Source organism: Mesorhizobium sp. LHD-90 (assembly GCF_030929505.1).
GTDB lineage: Bacteria > Pseudomonadota > Alphaproteobacteria > Rhizobiales > Rhizobiaceae > Kumtagia.
Map to the genome: position 1 here is coordinate 21,182 of NZ_JAVFVV010000031.1, position 25,190 is coordinate 46,371.

Genomic DNA, 25,190 nt, shown 5'->3' on the forward strand with positions numbered 1-25,190 from the left:
AAGGAAAGACGCGTGCCGTCAGCGCCGGGCGGCGAGCGGCACGACGTTGTTGGGCTGCTTTTCCGCCGACATAAGGAAGCGCTTGATGTTGCGCGCCGCCTGGCGGATGCGGTGCTCGTTCTCGACCAGCGCGATGCGCACAAAGTCGTCGCCGTGCTCGCCGAAGCCGACGCCCGGCGCCACGGCGACATCCGCATGCTCGATCAGCAGCTTGGAAAACTCCAGAGAGCCGAGATGCCGGAACGGCTCGGGAATCGGCGCCCAGGCGAACATCGACGCCGCCGGCGCAGGTATCGTCCAGCCGGAGCGGGCAAAGGTGTCGATCATCACGTCGCGGCGCTTGTGGTAGACCTCGCGCACTTCCTCGATGTCGGCGCCGTCGCCGTTGAGCGCGGCGGTGGCGGCCACCTGGATCGGCGTGAAGGCGCCGTAGTCGAGATAGGACTTCACCCGCGTCAGCGCCGAGATCAGCCGCTCGTTGCCAACCGCGAAGCCCATACGCCAGCCGGGCATGGAGAAGGTTTTCGACATCGAGGTGAACTCGACGGTGACGTCGATCGCGCCAGGCACCTGCAGCACCGAAGGCGGCGGGTTGCCGTCAAAATAGATCTCCGAGTACGCGAGGTCCGACAAGATGATGATGTCGTTCTTCTTGGCGAAGGCGACCACGTCCTTGTAGAAATCGAGGCTTGCCACCAGCGCTGTCGGGTTCGACGGATAGTTGAGGATCAGCGCCAGCGGCTTGGGGATCGAATGGCGGATGCCGCGTTCCAGCGCCGGGATGAAGCCGTCGTTCGGCTCCACCTGCATGGAGCGGATGACGCCGCCCGACATGATGAAGCCGAAGGCGTGGATCGGATAGGTCGGGTTCGGGCACATCACCACGTCGCCGGGCGCGGTGATCGCCTGCGCCATATTGGCGAAACCTTCCTTGGAGCCCAACGTGGCGACGATCTGGGTCTCCGCATCGAGTTTCACGCCGAAGCGGCGGGCGTAATAGCTGGCCTGGGCGCGGCGAAGGCCCGGAATGCCGCGCGATGACGAATAGCGGTGCGTGCGCGGGTCGCGCACCACTTCGCAGAGCTTGTCGACGATGGATTTCGGCGTCGGCAGATCGGGGTTGCCCATGCCGAGATCGACGATGTCAGCGCCCTTCGAGCGGGCGCTGGCCTTCAGCCGGTTGACCTGCTCGAACACGTAGGGCGGCAGCCGGCGAACCTTGTGAAACTCTTCCATGGTCGATCCACGAAACCGGGGGAAATGGATTGGCCGCGCCTATATACCCAAACCGGGACGCGGTCGAGGCATCACTGGGCCTCGATCGCCTCCAATGTGTCCTTGCCGTGATTTTCGGTAAGCTTCTTCACCCAGGCGGGATCGCCGGTGGTACCGGCGCCGCGACCGGACGCGGCCTGACGTGACTGGGCCGAGGCGATACGGCCGGTGAGGTTCGCCTTGTCGCCGGCGTTGAGCGGCGCCGCAGCGACCTGCGGCGGCACGTTAAGGTTGGGATAGGTGCCGGTGTTCATCGGGCCGCGTCCCGGCGCCGCCGCCAACTCCACACCGCCGGAACTCGACGCGCACCCGCTCAACGCGAGCGGCGCGGCAAACAAAACCGCGAGTGACGCCCTATATGCGACAGCGAGCAGCCTGGATTTAAACCGGATTGTCATGTTCTTTCCGCAAAGGCTTCGTTACACCGCGATCCGACGATATTGGACCCTTTCGAACGTGTCATGCTAACATGTCAACAAAAAGCCTTGGGAGGATCGCGAAGAGCATGACGAAAGCTTCCGATTCGGACAAGCCAAGCCCGGACACCGCCTCGGTCGAGCAGTATCTCGTCAAGGATCCGCAACGCTTTGCCCTCAACATGGCGCGCATGGTCGAGCAGGCCGGCAAGGCGGCCTCCGCCTGGGCCGAGCCGCGCGAGAAGGGCGAGTTGCGCGACAGCATAGCCGAGCCGGTCGTCGACATGGTCAAGACCTTCTCGAAACTCACCGAATACTGGCTTTCCGATCCGCAGCGGGCGCTGGAGGCGCAGACCAGGCTGTTCTCCGGCTATATGAGCGTGTGGGCCAACGCCGTGCAGCGCGCCGGCGGCGAGCAGCCGGAGGACGCGATCCAGCCCGACAAGGGCGACAAGCGTTTCCAGGACCCCGAATGGGGCCGCAACGCCTTCTTCGATTTCCTGAAGCAGGCCTATCTGGTCACGTCGCGCTGGGCGGGCGAACTGGTCGAGCATGCCGACGGCCTCGACGACCACACGCGCTACAAGGCTTCCTTCTACGTCAAGCAGATCTCGCACGCGATCTCGCCATCGAACTTCATCCTGACCAATCCGGAACTGTTCCGCGAGACCGTCGCCAGCAGCGGCGAGAATCTTGTCCGCGGCATGAAGATGCTGGCGGAGGACATCGCCGCCGGGCGCGGTGACCTGAAGCTCAGGCAAGCGGACTACACGCCCTTCGAGATCGGCAAGAACCTCGCCGTCACGCCGGGCAAGGTGGTGGGGCGGAGCGACGTCGCCGAGATCCTGCAATACGAGCCAGCCACCAAAAACGTGCTGAAGCGGCCGCTGCTGATCTGCCCGCCCTGGATCAACAAGTTCTACATCCTCGACCTCAACCCGCAAAAATCCTTCATCCGCTGGGCCGTCGAACAGGGTCATACAGTCTTCGTCATTTCCTGGATCAATCCGGACGAGCGGCACGGCATGAAGGGATGGGAGGCCTATATCCGGGAAGGGCTGCAATACGCCCTCGACACGGTCGAGGCCACGACCGGCGAGCGCACGGTCAACGCCATTGGTTACTGCGTCGGCGGCACGCTGCTCGCCGCAGCGCTAGCGCTGCTGGCGCAGGAAGGCGACGACCGCATCGCCTCCGTGACCTTTTTCACCACCCAGGTCGACTTCACCTATGCCGGCGACCTGAAGGTGTTCGTCGACGAGGACCAGGTCACCGCCGTCGAGCGCTCGATGGGCGAGAAAGGCTATCTGGAAGGCACCAAGATGGCGACCGCCTTCAACATGCTGCGAGCGGGCGACCTTATCTGGCCTTATGTCATCAACAACTACATGCGCGGCAAGGAACCCCTGCCCTTCGACCTGCTCTACTGGAATTCCGATTCGACCCGCATGGCGGCGGCGAACCATTCCTTCTACCTGCGCAATTGCTATCTCGACAACAACCTGACCAAGGGCAGGATGGAGATCGCAGGCAGAAGCCTGTCGCTCTCCGACATCACCATCCCGGTCTACAATCTGTCCGCCAAGGAGGACCACATCGCGCCGGCGCGGTCCGTGTTCCTCGGATGCCGCTTCTTCGGCGGACCGGTGGAATTCGTCATGGCGGGCTCCGGCCACATCGCGGGCGTCGTCAACCCGCCGGCGCAGATGAAGTACCAGCACTGGACCGGCGGCAAGCCGGTCGGCGCCTTCGAGGACTGGCTAGCCCATGCCACCGAAAACCCCGGCTCTTGGTGGCCGCACTGGCAGAAATGGATCGAGGACAAGGATTCCGCGAAGGTGCCGGCGCGAAAGCCTGGAAAGAAGGGAAAGGTGCTCGGCGAGGCGCCCGGAACCTATGTGAGGGTCCGAGTCTAGCGCGTCTCGTGACAGATCGCTGCCGGTCCCTACACCAGTTCCACCTCGACCACGCCTGGCACGGCCCGCATGGCGGACGCCACCTGCGGCGAGATGCGGTATCCACCCGGCAGCGACACCTCGACCTCGCCGCGCGCATCGGGCTTGAGCACGATGAAACTCACCTGCCCGTCTCCCTTGACGCCGAGTTGGCCGGCAAGCGTGTTCAGCGGCCCGGTGTCGCGCAGATAGACGCGCAACGCCTTCTGCACACGGCTGGCCTCAACCTCCAGCGACTGCGCCGTCTGGATACGCAGGTTGACGCCTTCCGGCCGGTCCTCGGCCTGCACCGTGAGCACCACCGAGCGGCCGGCTTCCAGCAGGTCGCGATATTGCGCCAGCGTCTCGGAGAACATAACCGCCTCGTATTGGCCGGACTGGTCCGAGAACATGACCACGCCCATTTTGTTGCCGGTGCGGGTCTTGCGCTCCTGCTTGGACGTCACTGTGCCCGCCAGCCGTCCGGCGGTGGCGCCCTTCTTCACCGCAAGGGAAAAATCCGCCCAGCTCTGGACACGCATCTTCTGCAGCGCCGTATTGTACTCGTCGAGCGGATGCGCCGACAGGTAGAAGCCGACCGCCAGGAACTCCTTGTGGAGGCGTTCAGCCGCCAGCCAGGGATCGGCGGCGGGCAGATGCAGTTTTTGCTGACGGCCGGCCGAACTGCCGCCGAACATGTCGGTGATGCCGAGTGCGGCATCCTCATGCGCCCTCGACGCAAGCCCCATCATGCGCTCGACGCCGGCCATCATCGCCGCGCGATCGTGACCGAAACAATCCAGCGCGCCGGCAAGGATCAGGCTTTCCAATACCCGCTTGCCGACGATCTTGGGGTCGACCCGCTCGCAGAAATCCTCAAGGTCGGCGAAGGGTTTTTCCCTGCGCTTGGCGACGATGTGCTCGACCGCCGCGTCGCCGACACCCTTGATGGCGGCCATTGCGTAGAAGATGCGGTTCTCCTCGACCTCGAAATCGCGATACGAGGTTTTTACCGAGGGCGGCACGACGTCGATCCCGAGCCGCAACGCGTCCTGGCGGAAATCCGCCAGCTTGTCGGTGTTGGACATGTCGAGTGTCATCGACGCCGCAAGGAACTCGACCGGATAATGCGCCTTCAGATAGGCGGTCTGGTAGGAGACGACGGCGTAGGCGGCGGCGTGCGACTTGTTGAAACCGTAGTCGGCGAACTTTGCCAGCAGATCGAAAATGAAATCGGACTGCTGCTTGCTCAGCCCGTTCTTCACCGCGCCATCGACGAAACGCACGCGCTGCGCGTCCATCTCGGCGCGGATTTTTTTGCCCATGGCGCGGCGCAGCAGGTCGGCTTCGCCCAGCGAATAGCCGGAAAGCTCCTGGGCGATCTGCATCACCTGTTCCTGGTAGACGATGACGCCCTGCGTCTCGGCCACCAGATGGTCGATCTTCGGATGGATCGACGCGATCTCCTCTTCTTTGTGCTTTCGCGCGTTATAGGTCGGGATGTTCTCCATCGGACCCGGGCGGTAGAGCGCCACCAGGGCGATGATGTCCTCGATGCGGTCTGGCTTCATGCCGATGAGGGCCTTGCGCATGCCCGCCGATTCAACCTGGAACACGCCGACGACCTCGCCGCGCGACAGCATCTCGTAGGTCTTCGGGTCGTCCAGCGGCAGCCGCGCCAGATCGATGTCGACGCCGCGCCGGCGGATGAGCTTCACCGCCGTCTCCAGCACGGTCAGTGTCTTCAGGCCGAGGAAGTCGAATTTTACGAGCCCGGCTTCTTCCACCAGCTTCATGTTGAACTGGGTCACCGGCATGTCCGAGCGCGGGTCCCGGTACATCGGCACCAGTTCCGACAGCGGCCGGTCGCCGATGACGATGCCGGCGGCGTGCGTCGAGGCGTGGCGGTAGAGCCCTTCCAGCTTCTGCGCCATTTCGAGCAGTGTGCCGATGATCGGCTCCTTCTCCACCTCCTCGGCGAAACGCGGCTCGGCGGCGATGGCGTCGGCGAGTTTCACCGGATTGGCCGGGTTCTGCGGCACCATCTTGCACAGCCGGTCGACCTGGCCGTAGGGCATCTGCAGGACTCGGCCGACGTCGCGCAGCACGGCGCGGGCCTGCAGAGACCCGAAGGTGATGATCTGGCCGACCTGGTCGCGGCCGTATTTTTGCTGCACGTAGCGGATCACCTCCTCGCGCCGGTCCTGGCAGAAGTCGATGTCGAAGTCCGGCATCGAGACGCGGTCGGGATTGAGGAAGCGCTCGAACAGCAGCGAGAAGCGCAGCGGATCGATGTCTGTGACGGTCAGCGAATAGGCGACCAGCGAGCCGGCGCCCGAACCGCGCCCCGGCCCGACCGGGATGTCATGCGCCTTCGCCCATTTGATGAAGTCGGCCACGATCAGGAAGTAGCCGGGAAACTTCATGCGCTCGATGATGCCGAGCTCGAATTCCAGCCGCTCGCGATACTGGTCCTCGGTATAGCCGGGCGTCAGGCCGGCCGTCTCGAAGCGCATTTGCAGTCCCTCGCGGGCCTGGCGACGCAGTTCCTCGGCCTCGGCCTTCTCGGCGTCGTCGCCGCTACCGGTGAAGCGCGGCAGGATCGGCGAGCGCTTCTTCGGATAGTAGGAGCAGCGCATGGCGATCTCGACGGTATTGTCGATCGCTTCCGGCAGGTCGGCGAACAGCGCCGACATCTCTGCCTGGCTCTTGAGATAGTTGTCGGGCGCCAGCCGCCGGCGGTCGTCGGAAGCCACCACCGAACCCTCGGCGATGGCGATCAGCGCATCATGCGCCTCGAAATCGTCACGCTTGGGGAAAAACGCCTCGTTCGTGGCGACCAGCGGCAGCTCGTGGCGGTAGGCCAGATCGATGGTCGCCGCCTCGACGCGGCGGTCCCAGTTGCCGACGCGCTCCAGCTCGACATAGAGCCGGTCGCCGAAAATCTCCTTCAGCCTGAGCAGGCGGTTTTCGGCGAGATCGGCATGATCGAATTTCAGCGCCATGCCGACCGGCCCGCGCGGGCCGCCGGTCAGGCAGATCAGGCCGGCGCAAAGGTCTTCCAGCCATTCGGTGGAAATCTTGATCGCCTCGCCCGCCGGTCCGTCAAGATAGGCGCGGCTCGCCAACCGTACGAGATTGGCGTAGCCCTCGGCCGTCGCCGCCAGCAGCACGACCGGATTGTGCTCGACGCCGCTGCGACGCTGCGCACTGCCGCGCTCCGCCTCGCCACCAAAGGCGAGGTCAAGCTGGCAGCCGATTAGCGGCTGGATGCTTTCCTTGGTCGTCTTGTTGGCGAATTCGAGCGCCCCGAACAGATTGTTGGTGTCGGCGATCGCGATGGCCGGCGCCTTGTCCTTCTGCGCATGCGCGACGATTTTTGCGATCGGCAACGCGCCCTCGAGCAGGGAATAGGCCGAATGCACGCGCAGATGGATGAAGGGCCGCACCGCCGCCGGCTCGTTCGGCGCGGTAACCGGCGCCGTCTCGGATTGCAGCATGGCGCGCAGGATCGGGTCACGCGGGGGTCGGTCGGCGGGCATGGCGTCTCGGCTGGCAGGACTCAGATGTCGGTTTTCATTGTCGCCCATAAGATAGGTCGAGGCCATAGTTCGCGGCAGGCCTTACACAGGCAGTGGAGTTTGATTCGCCTCGTCCTCGCACATTTGTCACCTGCCAGTGGAGCCCCGCTGCCGTTTCGCGCGTTGAAGCGCGACACTCGCCGAACGCAGCAGAAGGGTGCAGCATGTATTTCATCGCATTGGCGACGGACTATGACGGGACCTTCGCGCATCACGGCATCGTGGCCGACAAGACCCTGGCTGCCGTTCGCAAGCTGAAGGAGACCGGCCGCAAACTCCTTCTGGTCACCGGCCGCGAACTGCCCGACCTGAAGAAGGTTTTTTCGGACCTGGACGTGTTCGACAAGGTCGTCGTCGAGAATGGCGCGCTGCTTTACACGCCGTCGACCGGCGAGGAAAAGCCGCTCGCGCCAGCCCCGTCCGATGATTTCGTCGCCGAACTGAAAAAGCGGGGCGTCGACCCGGTTTCGGTCGGCCGATCGATCGTCGCCACATGGGAGCCGCACCAGACTGCGGCGCTGAAGGCGATCCAGGCGCTAGGCCTCGAACTCGAGATTGTCTTCAACAAGGGCGCGGTGATGATCCTGCCGAGCGGCGTCAACAAGGCGACCGGGCTGGCGGCCGCGCTCGCCGAACTCGGCCTGTCACCGCACAATGTGGTGGGCATCGGCGACGCGGAGAACGACCACGCTTTCCTGCGTGCCTGCGGCTGCAGCGTCGCCGTCGCGAACGCGCTGCCGGCGGTCAAGGATACAGCCGACCTGGTGACGAAGGGCGCGCGCGGGCGCGGTGTCGAAGAGTTGATCACGGGGCTGATCGAACGTGACCAGGATCTTGGAAAAGCCCCGCGCAACCGGATCGCGATCGGCAAGGATGAAGATGACAAATTCGCCGAACTGCGGCCGACCGACTGTGTCCTGATTTCCGGAAGCTCAGGCATCGGCAAGTCGACGCTGGCAACGGCCATCACCGAGCGCTGCGTCGAAAAGAAATTCCAGTTCTGCGTGGTCGATCCGGAGGGCGACTACAGCGAGTTGGAGAACGCCATCAAGCTCGGCGAGGCGGAGAAAGCGCCGACAATCGAGCAGGTGCTCGACCTCCTCGGCAAGCCGGACACCAATGTCGCGGTCGAGGCGCTCGGCGTCGAACTGGACGAGCGGCCACAGTTTTTCGCCGAATTCCTGTCGAAGCTGACCGGCTTTCGCGCACGCTACGCAAGGCCGCACTGGCTGATCGCCGACGAGGCGCACCACATGCTTCCGAAACAGCGCGACGGCACGTCGCTGGCGCTCTCCAGCCAGTTGCCGGGCACGATCCTGATCACTGTCCACCCCGACGCCATGTCACCCGAAGCGCTGAAGCTGGTGACCGCGGTGATCGCGCTCGGGCCGAAGGCCTCGACCGTCATCAAGACCTTCTGCGAGACCACCGGGCGCAAGGCGCCGACCAGGCTCCCGGCGCCCGACAGCGACTCCGTGCTGTTCTGGCGGCCGGGCAAGGAAAAGCGGCCGCGGATCGTCAAAGCCGAGAAACCGAAACAGTCTCGCAAGCGCCATACCCGCAAATACGCGCAGGGCGAGATCGACGAGGCCGGCAGTTTCTATTTCCGGGGTCCGCGCAAGGCGATGAACCTTCGGGCATACAATCTGATGATGTTCGTACAGATCGCCGAGGGCATCGACGACAGGACCTGGCAGCACCATCTGCGCGCCGGCGACTATTCCGACTGGTTCCGCAAACAGATCCGCGACGACGAGCTCGCCGACGAGACGGCGGCTGTCGAGGAGGACAAGAAGCTTTCGCCGCAGGAAAGCCGCAGGCTGATCGCAGAGGCGGTGAAGCGCCGCTACACGGGGCCGGCCGAGGCGCCAGATTGATACGGCCGCCGGGGTCCGGTCGAGCGCGCACGCCACTCGGTTTTCGCCTCCTCGTCTGCACCAATGAATTGTCTCTTCGTTCGCGCATTGCTGCATTGCAGCATATTCGCTTCTCGCCTACATGAAACTGGCCCATTCTGTGGCCTACGTTAGACATCCCTGAGTCCTTCATGCCCCTGCCCATCCTTGCGCTCGCCGTTGCGTCCTTCTGCATCGGCACTACCGAATTTGTGATCATGGGCCTGCTGCCGGAGGTGGCGGCCGACCTCGGCGTTTCCATCCCCGCGGCCGGCCTGCTGGTGACGGGCTATGCGCTCGGTGTCGTCGTCGGCGCGCCCGTCATCGCGCTGGCCACGGCAAAAATGCCGCGAAAGCTGGTACTGGTCGGGCTCGCCTCGCTGTTCGTTGTCGGTAATCTGCTCTGCGCCATCGCGCCCAACTACTGGATGCTGATGGCGGCGCGCGTGGTCACCGCCTTCGGCCACGGCGCCTTCTTCGGCATCGGTTCGGTCGTCGCCGCGAGCCTCGTGCCAAAGAACCAGCAGGCCAGCGCCATGGCGATGCTGTTTGCCGGACTGACGCTCGCCAACATTCTGGGCGTGCCGGCGGGCACGGCGCTGGGCGAGGCCTTCGGCTGGCGTTCGACCTTTCTCGCCGTGGTGGCCATCGGCATCATCTCGGTCGCGGCGATCTCCTGGCTGGTGCCGAACAACGTCGCGCCGCCAAGCGGCAGCGGCATCGCCGGCGAAATCCGTGTGCTCGGCCGGCTGCAGGTCTGGCTGGCGATGCTGATCTCGGCGCTGGGTTCCGGTGCGCTGTTCGCCGTCTTCACCTACATCAAGCCGATCCTGACCGACGTGACCGGCGTATCGGTCCCCGCCGTCACCTGGATCCTGCTTCTGTTCGGCGGCGGCATGACTGTCGGCAACATTATAGGCGGCAGGCTCGCCGACTGGCGTATGATGCCGACGATCATCGGCTCCCTGATTGCACTTGTCGCAATGTTCCTGGTCCTGAACGAGGTCGGGCCGCTGCCATACATCGTCATCCCGATGGTTTTCCTGTGGGGCGTCTTGACCTTCCTGCCGATCCCGGCGCTGCAGCTCCGCGTCGTCAACAGCGCCTCCGGCGCGCCGAACCTTGCCGCCACGCTGAACCAGGGCGCCTTCAACATGGGCAATGCGGCCGGCGCCTGGATCGGCGGCTCGGCGCTGTCGCTCGGCGTCTCCTATGCAAGCCTGCCGCTGGTCGGATCGGCCATTGTCATGCTGGCGCTGGCCGTGGCGCTGGCGTCGCTGCTGATCGAGCGCAACGGCCGCGAGCCGATCGCCGAACCGTCAACGATCGGGTAACCATGCGCAGGCCACAATTCTCGCGGATAGGACTTCCGGAACGAATCGCGAACCGGTATCACGTGGCCTGAATTTTTGCGACTATCGACCGAAACCGAATCAGTTGCCTGACGATCGCATGGACAATAACGACCTCTTTTCCAATCTCGGCGGACAACCGCCGCAACGCCCGCAGCGGCCGGTCGACCCGATCGTGCAGGCGGCGCGCAAGACTCCCGTCTCCAAGGACGGCAGCGAGGGCTACGACGCCAGCCATATCGAGGTGCTGGAGGGTCTGGAGCCGGTGCGGCGTCGTCCGGGCATGTATATCGGTGGCACCGACGAGAAGGCGCTGCATCATCTCTTCGCCGAGGTGATCGACAATTCCATGGACGAGGCGGTGGCCGGGCACGCCACCTTCATCGAGGTCGAACTTTCCGCCGACGGTTTTCTGACCGTCACCGACAACGGACGCGGCATCCCGGTCGATCCGCATCCAAAATTCCCAAACAAGTCCGCCCTCGAAGTCATCATGTGTACGCTGCATGCCGGCGGAAAATTCGACTCGAAGGTCTACGAGACGTCCGGTGGCCTGCACGGCGTCGGCGTGTCGGTGGTCAACGCGCTTTCCGACCAGCTCGAGGTCGAGGTGGCGCGCGGCCGAAAACTCTATCGCCAACGCTTTTCGCGCGGCGTGCCACAGGGTGGGCTGGAGCAGCTCGGCGACGTTCAGAACCGGCGCGGCACCAAAATCCGCTTCCATCCCGATGCTGACATCTTCGGCAAGGGCGCGAAATTCGAGCCGGCGCGGCTCTACCGCATGGCGCGCTCCAAGGCCTATCTGTTTGGCGGCGTCGAGATCCGCTGGTCGTGCGCGCCGGAGCTGATTGCCGACAAGGACAAGACGCCGGACAAGGCCGTCTTCCATTTTCCCGGCGGGCTGAAGGACTATCTGGTCGCCACACTCGGCGATGAGTTCCAGGTCACCCGCGAGGTTTTTGCCGGAAAAACCGACAAGCCAGGCGGCCACGGCGGCGTCGAATGGGCCGTCACCTGGTACGGCGGCGACGGCTTCCTCAACTCCTATTGCAACACCATCCCGACAGCCGAGGGCGGCACGCACGAGGCCGGCTTCCGTGCGGTGCTGACGCGCGGGCTGAAGGCCTATGCGGACCTTACGGGCAACAAGCGCGCCTCCGTGGTGACGCCGGAAGACGTGATGATCTCGGCGGCCGGCATGCTGTCGGTGTTCATCCGCGAGCCGGAGTTCGTCGGCCAGACCAAGGACCGGCTGGCGACAGTGGAAGCCATCCGCATCGTCGAGACGGCGGTGCGCGACGCCTTCGACCATTGGCTCGCCGACAATCCGCAGGAAGCCACAAAGCTGCTCGACTGGGTGATCGCGCGCGCCGACGAGCGCGTGCGCCGCCGCCAGGAGAAGGAAGTCAGCCGCAAGAGCGCGGTGCGAAAACTGCGCCTGCCAGGCAAACTGGCCGACTGCACGCAAAGCGCGGCGCAAGGCGCGGAGATCTTCATCGTCGAAGGCGACTCGGCCGGCGGCTCGGCCAAACAGGCGCGCGACCGCGCCAGCCAGGCAGTGCTTCCGCTGCGCGGCAAGATCCTCAACGTCGCCAGCGCCGGCAACGACAAGCTCAATGCCAACCAGCAGATCGCCGACCTTGTCCAGGCGCTCGGCTGCGGCACCCGCTCGAAATACCGCGACGACGACCTTCGCTACGACCGCGTGATCATCATGACCGACGCCGACGTCGACGGCGCCCACATCGCCTCGCTGCTGATCACCTTCTTCTACCAGGAGATGCCGCAGCTTATCCGCGATCGCCACCTCTACCTTGCCGTGCCGCCGCTCTATTCCATCCGCCAGGGCGGCAAGGTCGCTTATGCCCGCAACGACGCACACAAGGACGAGTTGCTGAAGACCGAGTTCACCGGACGCGGAAAAGTCGAGATCGGGCGGTTCAAGGGTCTCGGCGAGATGATGGCCTCGCAGCTCAAGGAAACGACGATGGACAAGCGCAAGCGCACGCTGCTCCGTGTCGACGTTGACGAGACCGATCCCGAAGGCACCAAAACTGCCGTCGATTCGCTGATGGGCACCAAGGCCGACGCCCGCTTCCGCTTCATCCAGGAACGCGCCGAGTTCGCCGAGACGGAAGAGCTGGACATCTAGCGCATAGCTAGCGAAACGGAGCAGCAAACATCTGGAAGCTGCTGAAATCGCTCCTGATCGCGGCTGCGGTCGTCTATGCGCTGGTCGTCGCGGCCATGTATTTCGCCCAGCGCGCCTTGCTCTTTCCCGGTGCGACGGCCGAAAAGATGCCGTCCGCACCGCCGTGGGGAGAATGGGCGGCCATTCGAACGCCCGACGGCGAGACATTGGCGGCGCTGCTTTCCCGACCTTCATCCGGCAAGCCGACGCTGCTGCTCTTTCCGGGCAATGGCGACAACATCGTTCACTACGGTTTCCTTGCCGACTCGCTGGCCGGTCATGGCCTCGGGCTGCTGGCTGTGTCCTATCGCGGCTATCCGGGTTCGACCGGTTCGCCCTCGGAAACCGGATTGCTCGTCGACGGACTTGCGGCTTTCGACTGGCTTGAGGAGCGAGGCATTGGACCGGTCGTGCTGCTCGGCCGATCGCTCGGTACAGGTGTTGCCGTCAACACGGCAGCCGAGCGGAAGGCTGGAGCGCTGGTGCTGGTGTCGGCCTACGATTCGATCGCCTCCTTGGCACAGCGCCAATATCCGCTGCTGCCGGTGAGGCTGCTGATAAGGGACAGTTTTCGCTCCGACCTCCGGATCGCCCAGGTCTCCGGCCCGAAGCTCTTCCTGCATGGCGAGACGGACGGCCTCATTCCGCTTTCGTCAGGCGAAACTCTGTTTTCGCTGGCGAGCGAACCCAAGACATTCGTCGTGCAGCATGGGCATGGCCACAACGACATCTGGTCGGCGGCGCTGGTCGAATCGATCATCGTTTTCACCAACGCGCTCCCATCCGGCGCCTCCACCGACTGATGGCACAGGTTTGCGGAAGGCCGTCGCCTCCTGCTATCGGGCGACGAGGAGACGAAGCCATGCATCAGCCGGACAACGCCGCACGCCCCTGCCCCGCCTATACGGAACACCGGCTGGCGAAAATCTACGATGTGCTCAATCCCTTGGCGCAAAGCGATCTGTTCTACCTCGACCTAGCGCGCGGCGAGGCGCTGAACATCCTCGATGTCGGCTGCGGCACCGGCCGGCTGGCGGTCGATTTTGCTCGGCGCTGCCATCGCGTCACCGGCGTCGACCCGGCGCAGGGAATGCTGACGGTGGCGCGCTCGCGCCCCGGTGGAAAGTCGGTGACCTGGATCGAGGGCGACGTCGCGGCGGTGCCGGCCACGGAAAAATTCGACCTTGCGATCATGTCCGGCAATGTCTTCCAGGTCTTTCTCAGCGACGAGGCGGCGCGCATGGTGTTGGCGGGAATCGCCCAGCGGCTCACGCCGGCCGGCCGGCTGGTGTTCGAAAGCCGCAATCCGGCCGCGCGCGAATGGGAAAGCTGGACGCCGGCCGAAACGGCGATGCGGGTCGAGGCGCCGGACCTCGGCACGGTGAACGTCCACTACGACGTGACTGGCGTGGACAGCGACATCGTCCGTTACGACACGCATTTCGCCTTTGCCGACGGCGAGACCATCGTGGCACCGTCGGCGCTGCGTTTCACCGACAAGCAGGACATCTTCGGCCTGCTCGCCGAGGCAGGGCTGAAGGCGATCGACATTCAGGGCGATTGGGACGGATCGGCTTTTACGGAGGAAAGCCCGGAGATCATCATCACCGCCGGGCTGAATCGTTAATCAGGCGCACTCAGGGCTGCTATGCGGGCGCATCTAGGCCGCGGCGATCGCCAGCGCGTGAAAACGCGCATTCTCGCGCAGCACGTCGAGATGGATCGACTTCAGCAGGCCGGCAAGGTCACCCTGCGCGTTCGGACCGCCGAGTTCCTTCAGCATCAGCCAAGAGACCTCCTGCACGCCGGCGACCTGCTTGCCGCGTGCCACCTCGCGCCACACTTTCAGCGCTCGCAGGATAACGCCATGCGTGCCGGCGCCGAGCCCAGCGCCGCGCATCAGCGCCGCCACCGCGCCATCGCCGCCGGAGGAGAGCAATGCCCTCACGCGATTCTCCGCGTGGCCGGTGAGCGCTACAAGCGCCGACCCGAAAAAATCGATCTTGCCATGCGCCACCGTGCGGATGAGGAAGGATGCGGTCAGGTCGCCGCGCAGCCGGAAATGTTCGATCAGCGCGCTGTGTTCGCCGGGCCGCGTGCCCTCGACCACTGTCAGCGAGGCCTTCACGCAGGCGTCGCGCGTCACCCGCTCGGCGCGAGCCGTTCCCATCAGCGCGCGCACCAGCGGCGCGCGGCTCAGTGCATCGCCGAGCTTGCATAGGAGCATGTGGCGGCAGTCCGACGGCAGGCGCGGATCGGCGATCATCCTCTCACGCATCGCGGCCATGTCGCCGAAGCGCTCGGCTATGCGGCGGAAGCTTATGGAGGCTATGTCGGCGCCGGCGTTGGTGAGCAGCGCCAGGCAGGCCTCCGCTTCCCCGACCTCGGCGAGCGCAGCCGATACCGACATGGATAGCTGGCAGCGCCTTGCGATCAGCACCTGTGTCGCCTTCGATCCGGCGGCGACCCGGTCTATCAGATCCAGATCGGTGATCAGCGGCGAGCGGCCGATGATCAGGCTGGCCACCTCCGGCTGGTCGGCTGCCAGCGCGGCGACAACCTGACGCGGCGCATGCGGGCTCATCGAAAGCGCTTCGGCCATCGCCAGCCGCACCTTCCAGGACGGATCGTCGAGCAACAGTGTGAGCGCTGCCTCGGCGGCGCAACGGTCCTCGAACTCGAACCTGTGTTCCACGAAAGCCCGCGCCAGCAGGCCGGCCGCGTGAGCGCGTTCCGTAACGCGTGCCGTATGGACCCATTTCAGGAAATTGGACACGATCATTCGGATTACCCGCCCCCCAGACTCAGCACTCAACCCCGGCGATGACGGTAGGTAGAAATGGTTTACGAAGCGTTCACCATGTTTTTTAAGGGCTTGCGGGCATCGCCTGCCACCTTGCGGGGGACGGCTTACGGGGCTAGCAAGAACGCGTCCGCAGGGAGGATCGCGTGGCTGGATTGTATCTGGACGAGTGCCGGCCGGGGCTGGTGATAAAACACGCTCTGACCCGCACCGTGACCGAGAGCGACAACGTCATGTTCTCGCTGATGACCATGAATCCGCAGCCGCTGCATATCGACTTCGATTATGCGGCGAAGAGCGAATGGGGCAAGCCGCTGGTCAATTCGCTGTTCACGCTCGGGCTGATGATCGGCATCTCCGTACACGATACCACGCTCGGCACGCTGGTCGGCAACCTCGGCATGACGGAGACGGTGTTCCCCCATCCGCTTTTCCATGGCGACACGGTGCGGGTGGAAACCGAGATCAAGTCGGTGCGCGAGTCGAAATCGAAGCCCGATCGCGGCATCGTCGAGATGGAGCACCGCGCCTTCAATCAGGACGGCGTGTTGGTGGCGCGCTGCCTTCGCCAGACCATGATTTTGAAGAGGCCCGCCTGATGCGCTCACTGCTGTTCGTTCCCGGCGATTCCGAGCGCAAGCTGGAAAAGGGTTTTGCGTCCGCCGTCGACGTATTGCTCATCGACCTGGAGGATTCGGTCGCGCCGCAGAACAAGGCGCCCGCGCGGACCATCGCCGCCGCCGCGATCCGCGACCGCCGCGCAAGCGCCAACGCGGCGATCTATGTGCGCGTCAATGATCTCGCCTCAGGTCTCATCGACGACGATCTCGCCGTCTTGATGGCCGCTGCGCCCGACGGCATCATGCTGCCCAAGGCCGAAGGTCTCGCCGACGTCGAGCGGCTGTCGGTGAAGTTGCGGGTGCTGGAGGCGGAGAACGGACTGGAAGACGGCGCCACCCGCATCCTGCCGATCGTTTCGGAAACCGCCGCGGGGGTCTTTGCCGCCGCCACGTTTGGGCGTGGCAGCTCGCGCCTTTCCGCCGTCACCTGGGGCGCCGAGGACCTTTCGGCGGCGATCGGCGCACGCGCCACCCGCGACCAGAACGGTCGCTACACCGAGCTTTTCCGGCTCGCCCGTTCATTCACGCTGCTCGCCGCCTCGGCGGCCGATACCGCGGCGATCGACACGGTGTTCGTCGATTTCCGCGACACGGCCGGCCTGCGCGCCGAATGCGCGGAAGCGGAACGCGACGGCTTTACCGGCAAGATGGCGATACACCCCGACCAGGTGGCGGTGATCAACGAGGTCTTTACCCCCTCGCCCGAGGCGGTTGCGGAAGCACACGCGCTGGTCGACGCCTTCGCGGCAGCCGGCAATCCGGGCGTGGTCGGCATCGGTGGAAAGATGTTCGACCGGCCGCATCTGCGCCGGGCCGAACGGCTTCTGGCGCGGGCGAAAACAAGCTGACCGGCCTGCCGAACTGAAGCGTTGCAATCGTCAGCTTGCGGTCGCGCTAGAACGCCAGCGTGGCTACCGCCCCTGCATGATTCGAATGACCTTGCTACTGTCGGCTGTCGGCTGAGTGAGCTTTATATAGTCGGCATAAGTAATCCGTCCCGCGGCGGTGGCGTTCCACAGCCGTGTACAGTAGGTCGTCGGAAAATTGGACAGCCCGATATTGAACATTACCGAGTCGTTCTTCTTCTCCGAAATCGGCCTCGCCTTCTGACGCACCACACATTCGGAGATCGCTTGCCGCTTCGCCGCGGGGCTTCCTCCAATCGTCGCCTGCATATTGTTGAACTGACCCTCCGTCAGCGTACAGCCGGCAATCATGGCCACGCCGAGCAAAGCCACGGAAAAACGAAATACGGTCTTCATATCCACCCCCACAAAACCCAATCTCTACTTAAGATCTCAGAACGGGTATGTATAGAGGGTGTAGTGATACCCCAAGGTCAGTCCTTCTCCCATTTCGGCCGGCGCATCGAAAACGTCTCGTTGACCTGCGCATAGTCGAAATAGCCGAGCCGGGCGACATTGCCCGCCTTGGCGGTGTCGAACAGCCCGTCCTTCAGATAGGCGTCGTCGATATGGACGCCGACGACCTGACCGACAACGACGTCGACCGACGACGGCCCGTCCAGCGTCTTCGGATGCAGGATCTCGGTCACCTTGCATTCCAGCGCGGCGGGAACGCCGGCGACGCGCGGCGGCTTGACCAGGCGTGACGGCACGGCATCCAGTCCCGCAAAATCGAACTCGCTGACGCCGCGCGGCGCGTTGACGGAGGTGCGGTTCATCTGCTCGGCGAATTCGCGGCCGACCAGGTTGGCGACGAATTCGCCGCTCTCGGCCGCGAAGGCGGCGCTGTCCTTGCTGCCTTCCGATGAGAACCAGACGAGATAGGGCCGGCCGGAAAAGGCATTGAAAAACGAGTACGGCGCGAGGTTGACCTGCCCTGCCCGGTTGACCGTCGAGATCCAGCCGATCGGCCGCGGCGCGACGATCGCCTTGAACGGATCGTGCGGCAGCCCGTGTCCCTTTTCCGGTTCGAAGAACATGGCCTATTCCTTCCAGGGTCCGGAATAGTCGGCATAGAGCTTCGACACGTCGGGGCGCGGACGCTCCGGCGCCGGCCCGTCATAGTTGCCGATGTGGACGAAGCCGATCACCCTTTCATTGGGGGCGAGGCCGAGAAGCCGCCGGCCCTCAGGCACGTCGGAATACCAGTTGCTGATCCAGTTTGCGCCGTAGCCCAGGCCGCCCGCCGCGACCAACAGGCTCATCGCGGCAGCGCCGCCGGACAGGAACATCTCCCATTCCGGGATCTTCATATTGGGCTTCGGGCTCGACACGACGCCGATGACCAGCGGAGCGCGCGAAAACCGCTCACGCTCCTTCTGCTTGCGGCCTTCCGGCTGCGGCCCCTCGACCTTCTCGACCAGCTCGGCCAGCGCCTCGCCGATTCTGTGGCGGGCCTCGCCGCGATAGAGGATGAAACGCCAGGGCTCCAGGCGACCGTGGTCGGGCACGCGGCTGGCGATCTTCATCAGCAGGGCAATCTCGTCGTCGGTCGGTCCGGGGCCCTTCAGCTCGTGGATCGGGGCCGAGCCTCTGGCGAGCATGAAGTCGATGATCGGCGACGCCATATCGTTTTGCTTTCTCGTCTGTTTTCGGCTGAGGCGCGTTTGCGCGGCGGCTCTGGCTGCGCCGGGAGCGGCGCTGTTCGGTATCTCTTAGAGCAATGTCCGACCCGATTGAACCATTCTGCCGGCGATGGTTTGGGCCAAGGTCGAGGGCTTCGTCGAATGGCCGTACCGGCGGTACGGTCGAGACGAAGCCCGAAGGATTTGGCCCAAACCAGCCCGGCCCTTCGGGTTTCCGTTTGGCGGACGCCCGGTTCGTCGGCTTGCTCGGCCGATGGAACCCCATCGACCTTCGCAACCCTCCTGCCGGATCGCCTCGCCAAACGAGAAACAGAATGGTTCAATCGGATCGGACATTGCTCTAGCCTCGAAGCCTGGATCGCTTCAAGATCGGCGCGCCATGTCTTGAAATTGCCACCGCCTTGCTTTTGATGGCAAGCCATGATCGTGCGAAAAATCCGCCACATCCTTGCCGCTTTCTGCGTCGCGTCGCTGCCGTCCGCGCTTGCCGGCGCGCAGGAACTCGGCGACCGCCTGCCGCAGATAGAGATGCCGGGCCTCTCGACCTATGCCCCGGCGCCGAAAACCTCGCCGCTGGCCACTGCCGGGCTCGGACGAATCACGCTCGCCGCGCAACTGGTCGATGAGGGCGCCGAAATCACGCGCGGACTGGTCTGGCGGGTCTTCGACACCGAGCCCGGCCCGGATGGCAAGCTCAAGCTGGTCGCCTCGGCCAAGGGCGGCGCCCAGTCCTTCGACCTGTCGCCAGGCCAATATCTGGTCCACGCCTCCTACGGCCGCGCCGGTGCGACCAAACGCATCTCGGTCGGCAACGACGCCCGGCGCGAAGCCTTGGTGCTCGACGCCGGCGGACTGAAGCTGGACGCGGAGAATTCCGGAGGGCAGCACATCCCATCGGAAAAACTGCGCTTTTCCATCTACGAGGCGGACGAGAAGCAGGGTGCGGGCGAACGCGCGCTGATCCTGCCCGACGTCAGCCCGAACACGGTGATCCGGCTCAACGCCGGCACCTACCAGGTGGTGTCGACCTACGGAAACGTCAACGCCGTCATCCGCTCCGACATCAAGGTCGAAGCCGGAAAACTGACCGAGGCGACCGTCGAGCACCGGGCGGCCGAGATCACCATGAAGCTGGTGCGGCAGTCCGGCGGCGAGGCGATCGCCGACACGTCCTGGTCGGTGCAGACCAACTCCGGCGACCCGGTGCGCGAAAGCGTCGGCGCCTATGCGTCCATGGTGCTCGCGGAAGGCGACTACACCATTGTCGCCAAGAACCGGGACCACATCTATCAGCGCGATTTCACGGTCGAGGCGGGCAACAATGCCGAGGTCGAGGTGATTGCCGACGAAAGCGCACCGGCAGCCGTCGAGGGGGCGGACTGACCGCGTCGATTTTGGCCATAGGCGAAATCGGCGAAGTCATGTCTCCCCGCTGGCGGGAGAGACGGAGACGGGCGGCGCCAGCAACGAAGCAAACCTATCCCCGGCACGAGGATGTGACTGCAACCGCCCGATACGCAAACGGATTCGGATAGGTCCGCAACACCCCCTCGCGGTACAGATTGGTATTGATGCCGTCCAGCGCCGCTTGCAACCGCCGGCGCAACTCCGCGGTCAGCGCTCCGGCGTCGCCGTCGAAAGCATGAACGGGGATAGGCTCAGGCGCACGGATAATCGCCCGTCTCGGACCGACCGGTTGCGGCACGAAACGGTTCAGCGTGTCGCGCAACGTGCCTGCGCAATAGTCGTTGCGGATGCGCTTTATGTGCTCGGCCGCCTGCTCCTGGGTCATCGCGGGGTCCGCCCAGGCAAACGGTCCCAGCCGCTTCAGCCGTTGCAGCGTCTCGGCGAGCTGCTTCACCCTGCCCCTGGCCTCGTCAGAGGCAGTCCCGCCCTTGTCGCGCAGCCAGCGTCGGGCGGCGCGCAGCACGTCCGCGTCAGGCGAAGCCTCGACCGCCTCGGCAAGCCGTTGCGACAAAATGCCTGCCAGACCCTCCAGCCGCACCGCCACCGGCCCGCGGCGGTCCGCCGTCACTCCAGCCTTCCGTTCGTCGCGGAACAAAAGTTCCTGGTAGATCGTGTGGATGCGCTGCGCAGTCGTGGCGCCCACGGGCGGCGCCGCGATTCCCAGTTTATGCTCGACATAGGCACACTCCGCCTGCAGGCCGGCATCCGCGTCGTGGAGGAAAACCAGCTTCCAGACGATGGGCGCGAGCCAGGCCTCGAAGTCCGGAGCGGCGGCCCGGCCCTTCGCCAGCGCTTCAACAGCCATTTCGGCCGCCCCCGGCATCAGCGGCGCGACCCAGTCGCCATGCCAGCCGACCGCGCCCTCCGGGTGCAGCAGCACGCCGTTGCCGGCAACTGCCCAGTCGACCGAATGCTGGCGAGCCAGATCGTTGCTGCCGGGGATCTGTGCGATCAGATTGTTGGCCAGCCAGAAGCGTTGCGCCAGCCTGCCCAGGCCGTTGACGACGCCGTTTGTGGCCCAGGACGCCGTCAGAGGCGCCACCTTCGACACGATCTCCTTGTCGATCATCCAGTCGGTGAAGAATTCCGGATGGTTGGGCGTCAGAAAGGTCGCCTTGCCTTTTCCGCATACGGTTTCGAGCCGTTCCCGGTCGGCGTCGGGAAAGTCGATCTCACGCACGTTGGCGATGCCGCGAATGCCAGGCACGCGGTTGAGCACGGGCACGTCGCGCAGCAGCGGCATGCCTTTCAGCATCAGCCACCGGTTGACCGGCGTCATCAGGCCGATCAGCAGGCGATTGGGCCGTGGCGGGACGAAACTATTGAGCTGGCCCGGCTTCTCCCCCACGCGCCGCTCCTATCAACGCCTTGCCGGCGGGCCGAAGCCGGTTACGCGGCCCGCTGGTGGGGCGGCGGGAAAGCGGCTCAAGCAGGCGCGCAAGCTATTTGCAGGTTTGCTGCGGCGGCGTGTCGAACACCGACAGGTTGACCAGTTTTCCGGTCATCGAGAAGTCGCCATAGTCCATGGTGAGGTCACGGGTCAGGCCGTTCTCGTGCAGCTTGAAGGCGATGCGGTATTCGGGCACCTCCTCGCCGCCATCGTCATCGTCGTCGAAATAGGCGATATCGACCGGCCAGTATTGGTCCTTGCCCAGCGTCTTCAGCACCGGCAGTTCGGGATCGTCGGCCGCGGCTTCGGTCTTCTTGCCGACGACGACCGTTGTGGTCATCACCTTGTCGCCATTCTCCGAACCGTCGAACAGGTTGGTCTCGTAGAATCTTTCGCCGGTGTTTGCCTTGCCGATCAGTTCAACCAGGTGCTGGGTCGGAAACTGCGTCTTGCCCAGTTCGAGGCTGTTCTTCTCCGGCTTGTCGATCTCCACCTTCAGCCCGTCGGCCTCGCGCGTCGCCGTGCCTTTGAGTTCGCGGTCGAGAGCCTGGTCGGTGAAGGATTTGGTGACGAAGGAGAACGACTTTCCGCCACCGTCCTCGAAGGTGGTGGTCTGCTGGTCTGTCAGGCGCGAATTCTCGCTGGTGTCGATGCGCGTCACGAAGCGGAAATTCACCGTATACCCTTCGCAGGGCGAACCGTTGAATTCATACACCATTCGTCCGTGCAGCCCGGTGATGCCGGACCTGTCGGAGGCATTGTCGAGCGCCAGGTCGTAGACGGCGCGATGCGAGATCAGCGGCGCGGCGGCAAGGGCCGGAAAGGCCGCCAGTGTCGCAGCGGTCGCGGAAGCAAGGACGAATTGGCGCGATGCGCGCATGCAGTAACTCCGATCCGGCGCCGGCCTCAAACTAGGCCGAAACCTCCAAAAAAGTCGTGGCGGAAGCGAGGCAAAAGTTGCAATTTCCAGCCTTGAACAGACCGCCAGAAACTAGAGATAAGGAATGACGATGGGCGACACAATCGAAAAGCGGCTGGCCGAACTCGGCGTCACCCTGCCCGCTGCCGCCGCGCCGGCCGCCAACTACGTGCCCTACGTGCGGAGCGGCAACCTGCTGTTCACCGCCGGCCAGTTGCCGCTGAAAGACGGCAAGCTGGTCGCAAGCGGACTGGTCGGGCGGGACATTGACACGGCGGCCGCCAAGGATGCCGCAAAATACTGCGCAATCAATATTTTGGCTCAGGTGAAGGCAGCGGCAGGGTCGCTGGACGCCATCCGCCGTCTGGTAAAGATCACCGTCTTCGTCGCCTCGACGCCGGATTTCACGGAGCAGCACCTGGTCGCCAACGGCGCCTCGGATTTCCTGGCCGCCGTCCTCGGCGATGCCGGCAAGCATGCGCGCTCGGCAGTCGGCATGGCCTCGCTGCCGCTGAATGCGCCAGTCGAGATCGAAGCCATCGTCGAACTCGCGTAAGGGCTTGATCATGCGAGATATTTCCTGGCTGACGAAACAGCCGGTGGCGCATCGCGGCTTCCACGACATGAATAAAAAGGTCTGGGAGAACACGCTGTCCGCCTTTGCCCGCGCGGCGGAGCGCGGCTATGCGATCGAATGCGACGTGCACTTGAGCCTCGACGGCGAAGTGATTGTTTTCCATGACAACGATCTGCGCCGGCTAGCTGGCCGGGAAGGCTATGTCTGGCAGAAGACAGCGGCCGAGTTCGGCGCGCTGAGGATTGGCGGGACGGACGATCACGCGCCGACACTGAAGGAAACGCTCGATCTCGTCGCCGGCCGCGTGCCGCTGGTGATTGAGCTAAAGGGCATTCCAGGCCACGACGCCGGCCTCGTCGCCAAGGTGGGATCGCTGCTGAAGGACTATTCCGGCGACGTTGCGATCATGTCGTTCGACCACTGGCTGATCCGCGATTTCGAGCGCGACGCGCCGGGAATTCCCGGCGGCCTGACCGCCTGGGGCGACCAGCAGCAGGAGATCGAGGCGCATTTTTCCATGCTAAGCCATGGAATCTCCTTCGTTTCCTACGCCGTTGACCATCTGCCCAACCGCTTCGTCAGCTTCGTGCGCGAGAAACTCTCCATGCCGGTGATCACCTGGACGGTGCGCGACGAAGCGGCGGTGAAACGCACTTTCGCGCTGGCCGACCAGATGACCTTCGAAGGCTTCGAGCCGGAAAAAGCGGCGGTCGCGTGAAATGGCCCTTGCCGCGCCGCTTTCGCAGTGCACATAACACTGCGATGATGCAGCGCGGCGAAGACGGCGACGCTTCTAAGGCCGGCCAGGCGATCCGCGTGGCCGGCTCGATGAACGATTTCACCCGCCAAGAGTGGGAAAATCTCGCCGGTACGGCCCGCGAAAGCGCTGCAGGAATTGCCTACAACCCCTTCCTTTCATATGATTTTCTGAAGTCATTGGAGGACTCCGGCTGCGCCACGGCGCGCACCGGTTGGCAAGCCAGCCATTTGCGCCTGGAGGACGCTGAGGGCACGCTGCTGGGCGCGGTTCCGGCCTATCTGAAATCGCACAGCCAGGGCGAGTACGTGTTCGACCACGGCTGGGCGGACGCTTTCGAGCGAGCCGGCGGAGACTACTACCCAAAATTGCAGGCGTCGATTCCCTTTACCCCCGCGACCGGCCCTCGCCTGCTGGTGCGCGGTGACCTCGACGCCACTGCAACGAAGTCCACGCTCGCCGCCGGGCTGAAGGCTGTGGCGGTAAGACTCGGTGTATCTTCGGCGCATGTGACTTTCGTCGGCGACCAGGATCTGTGCGCTCTCAACGAGGCTGGCTACCTGCACAGGACCGACCAGCAATTCCACTTCGTCAACGATAACTATTTGAACTACGAGGACTTTCTGGCCACGCTCGCGTCCCGAAAACGCAAGGCGCTGAGGAAGGAGCGGCGCGAGGCCGTCGCCTCCGGCATCACGATCGACTGGCTCACCGGCAGCGACCTCACCGAAGCGGTGTGGGACGACTTCTTTGCCTTCTACATGGACACCGGCGGCCGAAAATGGGGCCGACCCTATCTCAACCGCAGGTTTTTTTCCCTTGTCGGCGAAAGGATGGGAAAGGACATTTTGCTGGTCATGGCGCAGCGCGCCGGCCGCTATGTCGCGGGTGCGATAAATTTCATCGGCGGCGATACGCTCTACGGCCGCAATTGGGGCTGCATCGAGGACCATCCGTTCCTGCACTTCGAGATCTGCTACCATCAAGCAATTGATTTCGCTATCGAAAAGGGACTGCGTGTGGTCGAGGCCGGCGCCCAGGGCGAACACAAGCTGGCGCGCGGCTACCGCCCCGTAACCACCCACTCGGCGCATTTCATCGCCCATCCCGGCCTTCGCAACGCAGTCGCCGACTATCTCAGACGCGAACGGCAGGAAGTGGCGCAGACGAGCGAACTTTTTCAGCACCACATGCCGTTCCGCAAGGAAAATCAACAAGTTGAGCGGGAATGACAGGCGCATCCGCCGATGCCCGGTCGCAGTTTTTCAGTGCCTTCCGGAAGCTCGTGAAGTCGGGAAGTTTTTTGATTTTCAACAGGTTGACGGAAAGCTGACGCATAACCGCACACTACACGACTCTGTTTGGTTTGAGTTTTTTGGGCAGTCGTTTCCAGATCGTGTCCCAGGCTTGTGTTGCGCGGGGTGGGTCGGTTTGAAGCCAGTTGCGCAGGGTGTCGAATCCG

The 25,190-nt window shown here is 64.2% G+C and carries 21 protein-coding genes; 12 read left to right on the plus strand and 9 right to left on the minus strand.

Annotation, left to right across the window (positions count from 1 at the left end; genetic code table 11):
• Nucleotides 1-18: 18 nt before the first annotated feature.
• Nucleotides 19-1,236, minus strand: a complete 1,218-nt coding sequence (locus tag RB623_RS28230; RefSeq protein WP_308060457.1) for an LL-diaminopimelate aminotransferase — start codon at nt 1,234-1,236, stop codon at nt 19-21.
• 71 nt (nt 1,237-1,307) lie between these two features.
• A complete protein-coding gene (locus tag RB623_RS28235) occupies nt 1,308-1,529 on the minus strand; it encodes a hypothetical protein (RefSeq protein WP_308060458.1) in 222 nt (73 codons plus the stop codon).
• 251 nt (nt 1,530-1,780) lie between these two features.
• Between RB623_RS28235 and phaC the strand changes: the two genes are divergently transcribed.
• Nucleotides 1,781-3,607 carry a class I poly(R)-hydroxyalkanoic acid synthase gene (gene phaC / locus RB623_RS28240; RefSeq protein ID WP_308060459.1) on the plus strand — a complete coding sequence of 609 codons (1,827 nt, stop codon included), beginning with the start codon at nt 1,781-1,783 and terminating at the stop codon, nt 3,605-3,607.
• A gap of 29 nt (nt 3,608-3,636) precedes the next feature.
• On the opposite strand, the gene dnaE is transcribed toward phaC, so the two are convergent.
• Nucleotides 3,637-7,125: a DNA polymerase III subunit alpha gene (gene dnaE / locus RB623_RS28245; protein ID WP_308060479.1), complete on the minus strand. Its 3,489-nt coding sequence runs from the start codon at nt 7,123-7,125 to the stop codon at nt 3,637-3,639.
• Nucleotides 7,126-7,370: 245 nt separating this feature from the next.
• Between dnaE and RB623_RS28250 the strand changes: the two genes are divergently transcribed.
• The 5 genes from RB623_RS28250 to RB623_RS28270 all read left to right on the plus strand — a co-directional run bounded on the left by RB623_RS28250 (nt 7,371) and on the right by RB623_RS28270 (nt 14,271).
• Nucleotides 7,371-9,083: an HAD family hydrolase gene (locus RB623_RS28250; protein ID WP_308060460.1), complete on the plus strand. Its 1,713-nt coding sequence runs from the start codon at nt 7,371-7,373 to the stop codon at nt 9,081-9,083.
• Nucleotides 9,084-9,253: 170 nt separating this feature from the next.
• Nucleotides 9,254-10,435 (plus strand): MFS transporter, encoded by a 1,182-nt coding sequence (locus RB623_RS28255; RefSeq protein ID WP_308060461.1) that lies wholly within the window; start codon nt 9,254-9,256, stop codon nt 10,433-10,435.
• Between the two features lie 118 nt (nt 10,436-10,553).
• A complete protein-coding gene (gene parE / locus RB623_RS28260; protein ID WP_308060462.1) occupies nt 10,554-12,605 on the plus strand; it encodes a DNA topoisomerase IV subunit B in 2,052 nt (683 codons plus the stop codon).
• Nucleotides 12,606-12,700: 95 nt separating this feature from the next.
• The gene (locus RB623_RS28265; protein WP_308060463.1) at nt 12,701-13,447 is read left to right on the plus strand and encodes an alpha/beta hydrolase; all 747 of its coding nucleotides are present in this window, start codon (nt 12,701-12,703) and stop codon (nt 13,445-13,447) included.
• A 59-nt stretch (nt 13,448-13,506) separates the two neighbouring features.
• Nucleotides 13,507-14,271, plus strand: a complete 765-nt coding sequence (locus RB623_RS28270; protein ID WP_308060464.1) for a class I SAM-dependent methyltransferase — start codon at nt 13,507-13,509, stop codon at nt 14,269-14,271.
• Between the two features lie 33 nt (nt 14,272-14,304).
• Here the strand turns inward: RB623_RS28270 and RB623_RS28275 are convergent, their stop codons facing one another.
• Entirely contained in the window at nt 14,305-15,426 is a 1,122-nt protein-coding gene (locus RB623_RS28275; RefSeq protein WP_308060465.1) for a DUF2336 domain-containing protein, read from the minus strand.
• 167 nt (nt 15,427-15,593) lie between these two features.
• On the opposite strand from RB623_RS28275, the gene RB623_RS28280 reads away from it, so the two are divergent.
• Both RB623_RS28280 and RB623_RS28285 read left to right on the plus strand, forming a co-directional pair.
• Entirely contained in the window at nt 15,594-16,046 is a 453-nt protein-coding gene (locus tag RB623_RS28280) for a MaoC family dehydratase (protein WP_308060466.1), read from the plus strand.
• The gene (locus RB623_RS28285) at nt 16,046-16,915 is read left to right on the plus strand and encodes a CoA ester lyase (protein ID WP_308060467.1); all 870 of its coding nucleotides are present in this window, start codon (nt 16,046-16,048) and stop codon (nt 16,913-16,915) included. Before RB623_RS28280 ends, RB623_RS28285 begins: the two co-directional genes overlap by 1 nt.
• Before the next feature lie 63 nt (nt 16,916-16,978).
• Here RB623_RS28285 and RB623_RS28290 read toward each other — a convergent pair whose 3' ends face one another.
• The 3 genes from RB623_RS28290 to RB623_RS28300 all read right to left on the minus strand — a co-directional run bounded on the left by RB623_RS28290 (nt 16,979) and on the right by RB623_RS28300 (nt 18,600).
• The gene (locus RB623_RS28290; RefSeq protein ID WP_308060468.1) at nt 16,979-17,329 is read right to left on the minus strand and encodes a hypothetical protein; all 351 of its coding nucleotides are present in this window, start codon (nt 17,327-17,329) and stop codon (nt 16,979-16,981) included.
• A gap of 77 nt (nt 17,330-17,406) precedes the next feature.
• A complete protein-coding gene (locus tag RB623_RS28295; protein WP_308060469.1) occupies nt 17,407-18,012 on the minus strand; it encodes a flavin reductase family protein in 606 nt (201 codons plus the stop codon).
• 3 nt (nt 18,013-18,015) lie between these two features.
• Nucleotides 18,016-18,600 carry a nitroreductase gene (locus RB623_RS28300; RefSeq protein ID WP_308060470.1) on the minus strand — a complete coding sequence of 195 codons (585 nt, stop codon included), beginning with the start codon at nt 18,598-18,600 and terminating at the stop codon, nt 18,016-18,018.
• A 438-nt stretch (nt 18,601-19,038) separates the two neighbouring features.
• Here RB623_RS28300 and RB623_RS28305 point away from each other — a divergent pair, with 438 nt between their 5' ends.
• Nucleotides 19,039-20,001: a hypothetical protein gene (locus tag RB623_RS28305; RefSeq protein WP_308060471.1), complete on the plus strand. Its 963-nt coding sequence runs from the start codon at nt 19,039-19,041 to the stop codon at nt 19,999-20,001.
• A 94-nt stretch (nt 20,002-20,095) separates the two neighbouring features.
• Here RB623_RS28305 and RB623_RS28310 read toward each other — a convergent pair whose 3' ends face one another.
• A complete protein-coding gene (locus RB623_RS28310) occupies nt 20,096-21,433 on the minus strand; it encodes a hypothetical protein (protein ID WP_308060472.1) in 1,338 nt (445 codons plus the stop codon).
• Between the two features lie 94 nt (nt 21,434-21,527).
• Nucleotides 21,528-22,355, minus strand: coding sequence for a cell envelope integrity EipB family protein (locus RB623_RS28315; protein WP_308060473.1), 828 nt, complete (start codon nt 22,353-22,355; stop codon nt 21,528-21,530).
• A 130-nt stretch (nt 22,356-22,485) separates the two neighbouring features.
• Here RB623_RS28315 and RB623_RS28320 point away from each other — a divergent pair, with 130 nt between their 5' ends.
• Genes RB623_RS28320 through RB623_RS28330 form a run of 3 tightly spaced genes read left to right on the plus strand, consistent with a single transcriptional unit; the run spans nt 22,486 to nt 24,960 of the window.
• Nucleotides 22,486-22,950 (plus strand): RidA family protein, encoded by a 465-nt coding sequence (locus RB623_RS28320; protein ID WP_308060474.1) that lies wholly within the window; start codon nt 22,486-22,488, stop codon nt 22,948-22,950.
• A gap of 10 nt (nt 22,951-22,960) precedes the next feature.
• A complete protein-coding gene (locus RB623_RS28325; protein ID WP_308060475.1) occupies nt 22,961-23,689 on the plus strand; it encodes a glycerophosphodiester phosphodiesterase in 729 nt (242 codons plus the stop codon).
• 47 nt (nt 23,690-23,736) lie between these two features.
• Nucleotides 23,737-24,960, plus strand: coding sequence for a GNAT family N-acetyltransferase (locus RB623_RS28330; protein WP_308060480.1), 1,224 nt, complete (start codon nt 23,737-23,739; stop codon nt 24,958-24,960).
• The last annotated feature ends 230 nt before the right edge of the window (nt 24,961-25,190 follow it).